We start from the raw sequence: 9181 nt of genomic DNA, 5'->3' as shown, positions 1-9181 counted from the left end.
GCCGTGTGCAGTGAAAGTTGCAAGCACGGTTCCGAATGGGAGGGAGAGGATAGTAATATCTTCTCTCGACCCTAACCTTTAGTACGCCTGACGCTTGGAAAAATTGTGTCATTCCTATTGATTGTCGCTGGAGTGAGGCGGCAAGCAAGCTGGTAATTTTCTTCGGTCGATCAAAATCACGTTTGGGTAGGGCAGTATGGCAGCATCTAATGATAACTCAGGCAAAATGTATCAGTCAGAAAAAGAGGTTTCTGATGCAACTCAGGCAAGTTCTAAAGCTGGAGAGCAACTTCAGGAATTGCTAACCATACTGACTGAATTTCAGTTATTGAAGAAATCCAAAAAAGAGCCAAGCGAGCTGAAATTACCGCTTTCGGAAAAGTCTGTGCAGCGATTAGAGGATGAGGAAAATCGGCGCAAACAATTGTCTTTCCTGATCGAATCACCGAGTATTGTACCGGAAGTATTAACTAATGATGAAGAAATCCCATCTCAAAGACGAGAAAAAAGTAATAATGAGGAACCCGATTTATCTGTAACCGCGAAGGTAGCCAAAAATTATCCACCGTCTGAGGAAGAGTTAGAACAAGCAGTAGAGGAGTTTAAGCGGTTGCAGCAACTGCTGTTTGAAAGGGATTTACCGGAATTTTACAGTAATGTTTTGAGCGTGGAACAAAGGTTAGAAACTTTTGAGAAGTTGATGTCTGAACCCCAAGAGTTGATGACTTTACTGAGACCGTTAATTCCTGACTTAGTGAGAGATGAATTAGAGGGGTTGAAGTCGGAATTAAAAAAGGCGATCGAACTCGCTAGCAGCGATCAAATTAATCAGCTCGAATTGCAGACCAAAATAGCTGATTTGGAAAATAAAATTGCTAACTTCAACCAGCAGCAACTGCCGAATTCAGAACAGTTAATGCAAAGGGTGATGTTGGTGGTAGGCGAGCTACTCAAGCGTAAGGTAGAGGAGTCTAAGTTAGAGGTAGCTTCGGCGATCGCACCAAAAGTCAATCAAGTAATTCACAATCAAAACGGGCTTGAAGAACAGGTAGTAAGAATTGAAGATAAAGTTGCGAATATTCAACAGCGTTACCAGCAGCAACCGGAAGATTTAATCAAGCAGCTAGTACCAGTAGTTAGCGAATTGCTAAACCGCAAAATTAGTGAATTAAAATCAGAGATTGTAGAAGCTGTTACCCCCTCAGTACAGGTAAGAATAGCTTGGGTAGAAATAGAAGAAAAAGTATTGAGCATCATCGAACGCCGACTGGCTACACAACAGTCGCCAATTCAGAAGCCAGAAGAGATAATGGCGGTGCTAATGCCTGCAATAACTGATTTGCTGAATCAGAAAATCGAGGAATCAAAATTACAAGTAGCAGCGACGATCGAACCTTTGATACAATCAGCAATTCTTCAAAGAGAAGTTCAAGGAAAATTGAGCGATGTAGAAAGTAGACTAAATAATCTTCAGCGACAGCAAAAATCTCAGCCGGAAGATATAATGGCAAGGTTAATGCCGTTAATGATTGAGTCGCTGAACCGGAAAATCGAGGAGACAAAGTTAGAGGTGAGAGAGGCGATCGCACCTGGTGTCAACACAGCTATTCAAAACAGCGGTATTGCAGCACAAATATTAAATAATGAAACTAAAATTGTCGAAGTTCAGCAGCAAGTTTTAGGCGAGATAGAAGGGTTGATGGCAAGAATAATGCCAGTGATTTTAGAAATTCTGTCTCGAAACATCGGGGAAGCAAAGCTGGAGATAGAATCTGCGATCGCCCCCGCTGTCGATGCCATCATTCAGAATAAAAGGATCGATCAAAGACTCGCGAAGATCGAACAAAAGATTGTGGCGATCGAACACCGGATTTATGAATCGACAGACTTGTTTACAGATTTACTGAAACCTTTGATTGACGAGCTGATGGTTAGCCATCACGCCCAACTGCAAAAGTCTGTCATCGAATCTATTTTACCCTTGTTAGATGAAGTTGTAAGTTATAATTACAGACTTAACGATAAAGTAGGCGAACTAGATCGCAAAATTACTGATGCGGAATGGGGAGGCAATCGGGAAGAATTACTTGCCAGAATTAAAATCATTTTTCCCGAAATGATGCTCCAAACAATTAATGAGTCTAGAAAATCATTTGTCGAAACCATAGCTCCGATAATTGATGAAATAATTAATACGAAAAGCCGAGAAAATAGACAATCGATGGGAGTAGCCATATCGCCGGCTCTGACTGTGGGAATCAGCCACAGAATAAGTGAATCCCCCGATGAAATTGCAATGGCGATCGCGCCGGAAATGGCCACCGCTATCAAACAGCAAATTCATCTCAAGCGAGAAGCAATGTCGGATGCACTTTATCCGATCATCGGCAGCACGATTTTAAAATACATCGCCGAGATGATGCGGGAGATTAATGAAAAACTTGAAGCATCTTTAAGTCCCGAGGGAATTAGTCGTAAAATTAAAGCAAAATTACAGGGCATTTCTGAAGCAGAATTGCTGATCAAAGAAACAACACCTCTGAGTGTTAAAGCTGTTTTTTTAATTCAAACAGAATCGGGCTTAGTAATTTCTGCAGTGCAGAAGTCTGAACGCGAACAGCTAGAATCAGAGATGGTAGCGGGGATGCTCACTGCTATTCGGGCTTTTGTCAACGATTGCATATCTCAGTCTGGAAATATTGCAGAAATTGATGCAATAGAATACGGCACATCTACGATCGTATTGGAAGTAGCGGGTTCGTGTTATCTAGCAGTAGTGATGCAAGGAGAAACCCGCCAGTGGTTTAAGTACAAAATGCGAGCGATATTCAACAATATTGTTCAAGAATACGGAGATATAATTTGGTCATTTAACGGCGATCCAGCAACTGTGCCACCAGAAGTCAACTCGAAATTGCAAAAATTAATCGATACAGAGGTAAAAGTTAAATCTTCTAAACGTCCCATTTTACCAATTATCGGTTTGGCAGCGTTAGGTTTAATTGGGGTACCTTGGGGAATTCATCAATACCGCAGCGGAGTTGAAGCCAGCTTAGAAGCAGATACGAATTTAGCATTACAATCTGCTCCCGAGTTATCGGTTTATCGTATCGCGGCAGATGTTAAAGATAAATTATTGCAGATTTCGGGACGAGTGCCGAATCAAAATCTGCGATTGAAAGCGGAAAAAATCGCTCAGCAAGTGGCTCCCCAATCAAGAATTGAAAATAAAATTATAGCCGTTGAAGTACCTCCCGATCCAGTTTTAGTCGAAGCCGATGTCAAGCGGACAGCAGCTCTTTTGAATAAAGTAGAAAGAATTAATATCTCAGCTCGCTATGCAGAGGGAAAAGTCGCCGTTGCAGGCAGCGTGAGCAAAGTGCCAGATGCTCAGAAAATAACTCAAGCTTTTGAGAAAATTCCGGGGGTGAAGTCTGTCACAAATACAGTGATAATAGGAACTCCACCGCCGCCAAAGATAATAATGCCTGTTCGCGTGTATTTCGGTGCAGGTTCGGCAAGTTTGCAGGCGAAAGATGTAGCAGAAAAGCTTAGCAAAGTCAAGGAATATATGGAGAAAAATCGCACGAAGAATTTAAGGATAGTTGGCTACAGCGATTTTAAAAGCACTCCGGTAGAAAATCAAAAGTTGGCACTGGAAAGGGCGACAAATGTGAAAAATATTTTGGTTAGACAAGGGATAAATGGCAACAGAATACAAGTTGCTTCTACTAAGGGTCGTCCGGAAGGTGTGGAGGCAACTCAACCGCTGTGGTTGAGCAGATTAGTAGTATTTGAGGTGATAAATTAAAATAGGGAATTGGTAATTGAAAATAGGGAATAGGGCATCGGGCATTGTTAATTGGGAATTTTCCCTAATGACTAATGACTTCTTTCTCTTAATTTATAGTAACTGGCAAGAAGGTTAGGAAATTTTTTATCGCTGAAAATATTGCTCTGACTGCATTTCCCTTCTTCCTTCTTGCTTCTTCGTTATTCCTGACATCCGTTACATCCGTTGCCGAACTTCCTTCTTCCTCTTAAATTAATCTAACTCGCCCGGAGGTAAAGGGTTGTATTCGATCGCCCGCCAAGCATACTAACAAGCGGCCGCTTCCGTCAATGCCGGCTGCTTCTCCGCAGATGGTTTCCGAGGAAAGTTCGATCGCCACCGGGCAGCCAATCAACCCATCGCGGCGGCGCAATTCCGGCAAAAGTAGCGCTAAACCGGACTTGGAGGCTGGCTTGTCTGTGGTAGAAAACATATCGGCTAGTTCGAGTAAATAGTGCCGCAGTCGATCGACCAAACACAGTTCATCTGGTACTGTACTAGCAATAGAATGCAAGCTTACCGCCTTGCCGAGATCCCTTTCATCCAATCCCGCAGCCGCGAAATCTACGCAGCGGTTGAGCCCAATTCCCACAACGGCGCGAGTTTTACCCAAAGCATTGCCGTTGGTAGCTTCGCAGAGAATTCCGGCTAATTTGTGGCGATCGATCCAGACATCGTTTGGCCATTTCAGGCGCAGCATATCGCGACAGTCGGGAACCAAATCTTCGATCGCGTAAATCACCGCTAAACCCGCTGCTAAACTGAGCCCGGACAACAGAGTGGGGTTGAGGTTTTCGAGTACAAAACTAACAGTCAAGACACCGCTTGGGGCGTGCCACGTGCGCCCGTGTTGCCCGCGCCCGCTGGTTTGTCGCTTGGTAAATACTGCATCTCCGTGGTGTAGTTGGCCCGCGCGGGCGATCGCCCAACTGTTGGTACTCGGACAGGTATTCAAAGAGTGTAGCCAGTGATGGAGATTTGGGCGATCGGCTTCTGGCAATGCGGACACGGGAGTTAAGGGCAATTCAGACAACGTTTGATTTGTAGTATTTGATATCTAAAAGCTGATTATCGCATTTTCCAGAAGTGCCACCTCGCGCGACGGCGAGAATTCAGAGAAATGGGAGTGTAGTACAGTTTCAGAATTAGAGTTACCTTGCGCCACAACATCTGTTTAGCAGCAAAAATATTGATATATAAGGATTTGGAGGAACGTATAGGGTTGGTTGGAGCGATCGACACCCCTTTAAAAAACCCAATTTAAAAAAAAGTTGTATTACCCCCTTGACAGTCTTGTATTACATAATGTAGTATAAATGTATGGCGAAGGGGAAAGAGCTTAAAAGCCTTACCCCACTAGCAATATGAACCTTGAAAACTGAATAGGAAGTTAATCGTGTCACATAATTGTGGACATCGGCGGTGTAGACTCCGGCAACAATAGCCCGATCGGGTTGTAGTACGCGGAATCAACCGCCACCCCGTCCCAACTTGAGTAATTCAAGGACAGAATATTGTTCATTTTCGCGGGGGTATAGCTCAACCGGTCAGAGCAGTCGCCTGTCGAGCGAAAGGTTGCGAGTTCAAGTCTCGTTACTCCCGTCAGTCGATTTTAGATTTTAGATTTTAGATTTTAGATTTACTCCACAGGAGAAGAATCTGGGAATTGGAACTTTGGTCTAAAATCCACACCTCCTGTCGGAAAGCAAGTATCCGTTTTTCGGCGGGGGTCAAAGTCCCGTAGGCAAAAGTCAAGCCGTCTCCCCCTCAAGGAGAAGATTGCGAGTGCAAACCTCGTCGGGACTCCCAGGTTAGGTGGCCGAGTGGTTGAAGGCGTCGGTCTGCAAAACCGAATTGCGCGGGTTCAAATCCCGCCCTAACCTCTGTTCCCAATCAGAAATTAAAAATTAGAAATTAAAAGATTAAACTAACAGTCTTTTAATTGATTTTTTTAACTTTGAAAAGGAACGAAGCGAAAGTGACATTGCAGCGTAGCTTAATCGTAAAGCGCCAAGTTCATACCTTGGTCAATGCGGGTACCGCTTCGCGGAAGCAAGCTACAAATCCCGCCGCTGCCACCAAAAGCAGGGATGGTGTAACTGGCAACACTCTGGTCTCCAAAACCAGCATTCTGAGTTCAAATCTCAGTTCCTGTGCCAATTTATAGTGCTGTAGGCAAATGGTTTAAGCCGCTTGGTTTTCACCCAAGTGATTGCGGGTTCAACTCCCGTCAGCACTTCCAAACTGGGTCGGCCCTCCTATTGGCGTGGGTAGCTGTCTGTAAAACAGTAGCTTAAAGCGTTGCTGGTTCAATTCCAGCCCGACCCATTTGTAACTGCATTTAATATGCAGTTGCAATCTTGAGAACGTGGTGTAACTGGATAACATCTCAGTCTACGAAACTGAAGATTTGGGGGTTCAAATCCCTCCGTTCTCGTTGTGGAGAGGTGGCCGAGTGGCTTAAGGCGCTTTCCTGCTAAGAAAGAGCGGTTTAACAACCGTCGTGGGTTCAAATCCCACCTTCTCCGTTTTCCCCCGATAGCTCAGTTGGTAGAGCGCTTGTGTGAAGAACAAGAGGTCGTCAGTTCGATACTGACTTGGGGGATTGCGTTGCCTTATAGCTCAATGGTAGAGCAAGCGGTTGTTAACCGCTAGGTTGTAGGTTCGAGTCCTACTGGGGCAGCCATTTTACACAACGTTAAAAAGTTGGTAAAGCATGGTGCAGAGCTCATTTATAATAATAATTACTTGAGTTCTACACTTTTCATGAAATACACCAAAGAAATCTTGGGAGAAGCTGTTAAACATTCATTTTCTATCAGTGGGGTTTTAAGGCAACTTGGTATAGCAGGTGGTGGAAGTCATGGTCACATAACTAAGCGGATTAAAGAGTTGGGTATTGATACCTCTCACTTTAAACAATCCGATAAAAGTTTGAAAGGGCTTAATCCCAAAAAGCATTGCCAAGAAATTTTGGTTCTAAGTTCGCGCAATCAAAGAACACCAACCTTCCAACTTAGAAGAGCATTAATGGAGATTGGGAGAGAGTATAAATGTGAAAACAATAAATGTTTGGTGCAAAGTGAATGGTTAGGAGAGAAGTTAGTTTTAGACATCGATAACATCAATGGGAATTGGCAAGATAATAGGCAAGATAATCTGAGATTTATTTGCCCTAACTGTCACAGACAAACTGAAAATTATGGAAGTAAACGCAGAGAGCCGGAAGCAAATAATTACATAGCTCGCCAGAACAAAAGAGTTCCTCATATGAAAGCCAGAAAAGTTGAGCGTCCCTCTAAAGAAGAGCTAGAAAAAATGCTGTGGGAAAAACCAACCACTTGCTTAGCAAAAGAGTTTGGTGTCAGTGGCAAGGCAATAGAAAAATGGTGTAAGACTTATGGAATTCAGAAACCGCCAAGAGGATATTGGAACCGAAATAAAAAATATTAAATATCTAAATATTTAGTAATTTGAGTAAATGTTATTGGGAAGTCGCCTAATCGGTATGGCACCGCTCTTTGAAAGCGGAAAAATGCAGGTTCGAGCCCTGCCTTCCCAGTTCTGCTATTACCAAAGCAGATCAATTACACTCCTGTAGCCCAATTGGCAGAGGCCGCAATTTCAAAAATTGTGTTGTATGAGTTCAAATCTCACCAGGAGTACCAATTTTTTAAGTAAGTTTATAGTTGCTCCTGTGGCGGAATTGGCAGACGCGGCAGACTTAAAATCTGTTCTATTTTGATTGTGAGTTCGAGTCTCACTAGGAGCATGAACGGGATGTAATTCAGCGGCCAGAAGCCATGCTTTGGGAGCATGGAGTCGTTGGTTCAAATCCAACCATCCCGACTTTACCCCTGTGATGTAATTGGAAAACATCGCTTACTCAGAATGAGCGTCTTACAGGTTCGATGCCTGTCAGGGGTATGAGGTTTTATTCAATCTCAAATCTCAAATCTCAAATCGGTTTTGCCCCTGTAGCCCAATCGGTAGAGGCGCTAGATTTAGGATCTAGTTAGTGCTGGTTCGATGCCAGTCAGGGGTATTTGGTGACATAGCGGGTGAAGTAGCCTGGGTAGGCTTGGAGGTCTCATAAGCCTCTTAATAGCAGGTTCAACTCCTGCCCCCGGCACCAAAAATGCAGGTGTGATGTAATTGGCAACATGAGGTTCTTGTAAAGCTTTCTTGCGAGTTCAAATCTCGCCATCTGCTTGGCGCGCTGGTGTAGCTCAATTAGGCAGAGCAACTGATTTGTAATCAGTCGGTTGTAGGTTCAATTCCTATCACCAGCCCCACAATTGCGGATATGGTGTAACGGTAGCATTCGAGTCTTCCAAACTCTAGGCACGAGTTCGATCCTCGTTATCCGCTTGGCTAAACGAGAGGTTTTTTCAATCCAAAATCTCAAATTTCAAATCTCAAATCGATTTGCGGGTGTGATGTAAAGGCTAGCATCTGAGTATGCCATTCTCAGCGCATGGGTTCGAGTCCCATCATCCGCTTTTGTAGTCCTGAGCTTCGATGGTAGAGCCTTTGCCTTACAAGCAAGATGTTGCAGGTTCAAATCCTGTCAGGACTACCAATATGGGAGTGTAGCTCAATGGATAGAGCGCCGCGCTTCGGACGCGGATGTTGTGGGTTCAACTCCTGCCACTCTCGTTGTTTTTGCTTTAATTTAAGGAGGTTGATTCCATTGAATGGATAATTTTTTATAGTAAGAGCGATCGCCCTTTGCGTGTCCCAATCTTTGGAGCCTACATACTTTAGTACGAGAGGAAAGGTAACGCTGTCAAAATCAGCGGGCGTTTGAGAACGGGGAGTGCCATGAACCCGGCAGGTTGGCTTAAAGGTAGCCATCCTTTAAAGAGTGTGTAATAACTCATCGGCGGAGTCCCTCTAGTAACTGAGAAAACGCAATGCTCTGATAACTTGCACGTCAAAGTGCGTGAAGCGCAGCTATCCCGTAGGGAATCGCGCATTAACAAAAAACATGGGAGTGTAACTCAACTGGATAGAGTGTCGAGCTTCTACCTCGAATGTTGTGGGTTCAAGCCCTACCACTCCTGCTGAATGGGTTCGTAGCTTAATTGGTAAAGCATCTAACTGGCTGTTAGAAAGATATCGGTTCAAATCCGATCGCAATCCACCACACCAATTTTAGATTTTAGATTTACTCGACAGGTGAATCTTTTACGCGGGGTCATAGCTCAATTGGTAGAGCGCTTGCTTTGCACGCAAGAGGTTAGGAGTTCGATTCTCCTTGATTCCACTGCGGTGTCTGAAGTCGAAGCGGTCGAGACGCTAGCCCGTGAAGCTAGTTATTAGCGGGTTCAAGCCCCGTCAGACACC

The 9181-nt window shown here is 44.1% G+C and carries 3 protein-coding genes and 25 tRNA genes; 27 read left to right on the top strand and 1 reads right to left on the bottom strand.

Translation table 11 applies throughout. The annotated features are described in order from the left end of the window. Positions 1-196 precede the first annotated feature (196 nt). Positions 197-3811, top strand: coding sequence for an OmpA family protein (locus QUA53_RS15415; RefSeq protein ID WP_333098098.1), 3615 nt, complete (start codon positions 197-199; stop codon positions 3809-3811). A gap of 229 nt (positions 3812-4040) precedes the next feature. On the opposite strand, the gene QUA53_RS15410 is transcribed toward QUA53_RS15415, so the two are convergent. Beyond that, entirely contained in the window at positions 4041-4865 is an 825-nt protein-coding gene (locus tag QUA53_RS15410) for a biotin--[acetyl-CoA-carboxylase] ligase (RefSeq protein ID WP_333098099.1), read from the bottom strand. A 495-nt stretch (positions 4866-5360) separates the two neighbouring features. Between QUA53_RS15410 and QUA53_RS15405 the strand changes: the two genes are divergently transcribed. From QUA53_RS15405 to QUA53_RS15280, 26 genes are all read left to right on the top strand, one after another. Beyond that, positions 5361-5434 (top strand) — tRNA-Asp (locus tag QUA53_RS15405). A 132-nt stretch (positions 5435-5566) separates the two neighbouring features. Next, positions 5567-5641 (top strand) — tRNA-Glu (locus tag QUA53_RS15400). Further along, a tRNA-Cys gene (locus QUA53_RS15395) sits at positions 5642-5715 on the top strand. Positions 5716-5817: 102 nt separating this feature from the next. Further along, positions 5818-5913 (top strand) — tRNA-Ile (locus QUA53_RS15390). A 3-nt stretch (positions 5914-5916) separates the two neighbouring features. After that, a tRNA-Trp gene (locus QUA53_RS15385) sits at positions 5917-5991 on the top strand. A gap of 6 nt (positions 5992-5997) precedes the next feature. After that, positions 5998-6074: transfer RNA gene (locus QUA53_RS15380), tRNA-Glu, on the top strand. Between the two features lie 4 nt (positions 6075-6078). Further along, a tRNA-Tyr gene (locus QUA53_RS15375) sits at positions 6079-6160 on the top strand. A 34-nt stretch (positions 6161-6194) separates the two neighbouring features. Then, positions 6195-6269 (top strand) — tRNA-Arg (locus QUA53_RS15370). A 4-nt stretch (positions 6270-6273) separates the two neighbouring features. After that, positions 6274-6360: transfer RNA gene (locus tag QUA53_RS15365), tRNA-Ser, on the top strand. Positions 6361-6364: 4 nt separating this feature from the next. Next, positions 6365-6437: transfer RNA gene (locus QUA53_RS15360), tRNA-Phe, on the top strand. A 6-nt stretch (positions 6438-6443) separates the two neighbouring features. Continuing rightward, positions 6444-6518, top strand: a tRNA-Asn gene (locus QUA53_RS15355). 80 nt (positions 6519-6598) lie between these two features. Next, positions 6599-7285 carry a hypothetical protein gene (locus tag QUA53_RS15350; RefSeq protein ID WP_333248938.1) on the top strand — a complete coding sequence of 229 codons (687 nt, stop codon included), beginning with the start codon at positions 6599-6601 and terminating at the stop codon, positions 7283-7285. A gap of 35 nt (positions 7286-7320) precedes the next feature. Further along, a tRNA-Gln gene (locus QUA53_RS15345) sits at positions 7321-7394 on the top strand. Positions 7395-7423: 29 nt separating this feature from the next. Continuing rightward, positions 7424-7500 (top strand) — tRNA-Leu (locus QUA53_RS15340). Positions 7501-7523: 23 nt separating this feature from the next. Next, positions 7524-7604, top strand: a tRNA-Leu gene (locus QUA53_RS15335). Between the two features lie 4 nt (positions 7605-7608). Next, positions 7609-7681: transfer RNA gene (locus QUA53_RS15330), tRNA-Pro, on the top strand. A 122-nt stretch (positions 7682-7803) separates the two neighbouring features. Continuing rightward, positions 7804-7877, top strand: a tRNA-Leu gene (locus QUA53_RS15325). 95 nt (positions 7878-7972) lie between these two features. After that, a tRNA-Thr gene (locus QUA53_RS15320) sits at positions 7973-8044 on the top strand. A 6-nt stretch (positions 8045-8050) separates the two neighbouring features. Beyond that, a tRNA-Thr gene (locus tag QUA53_RS15315) sits at positions 8051-8127 on the top strand. A gap of 5 nt (positions 8128-8132) precedes the next feature. After that, a tRNA-Gly gene (locus tag QUA53_RS15310) sits at positions 8133-8203 on the top strand. Between the two features lie 136 nt (positions 8204-8339). Beyond that, positions 8340-8414 (top strand) — tRNA-Val (locus QUA53_RS15305). A gap of 4 nt (positions 8415-8418) precedes the next feature. Beyond that, positions 8419-8491, top strand: a tRNA-Arg gene (locus QUA53_RS15300). Between the two features lie 333 nt (positions 8492-8824). Then, a tRNA-Arg gene (locus QUA53_RS15295) sits at positions 8825-8898 on the top strand. A gap of 6 nt (positions 8899-8904) precedes the next feature. Then, positions 8905-8981 (top strand) — tRNA-Ala (locus QUA53_RS15290). 47 nt (positions 8982-9028) lie between these two features. After that, positions 9029-9101 (top strand) — tRNA-Ala (locus tag QUA53_RS15285). A gap of 5 nt (positions 9102-9106) precedes the next feature. Further along, positions 9107-9181, top strand: a tRNA-His gene (locus tag QUA53_RS15280).

This window comes from Microcoleus sp. Pol12B3 (assembly GCF_036701355.1).
In the GTDB taxonomy this organism is placed as follows: Bacteria; Cyanobacteriota; Cyanobacteriia; order Cyanobacteriales; family Microcoleaceae; genus Microcoleus.
The sequence above is the reverse complement of the archived record's forward strand: the minus strand, read 5'-3'. Positions and strand labels throughout refer to the sequence as shown.

What these genes read in the sequence shown, in the direction of transcription:
- QUA53_RS15415 (WP_333098098.1), top strand. Translation starts at nt 197, where the DNA reads ATGGCAGCATCTAATGATAACTCAGGCAAAATGTATCAGTCAGAAAAA.
- QUA53_RS15350 (WP_333248938.1), top strand. Translation starts at nt 6,599, where the DNA reads ATGAAATACACCAAAGAAATCTTGGGAGAAGCTGTTAAACATTCATTT.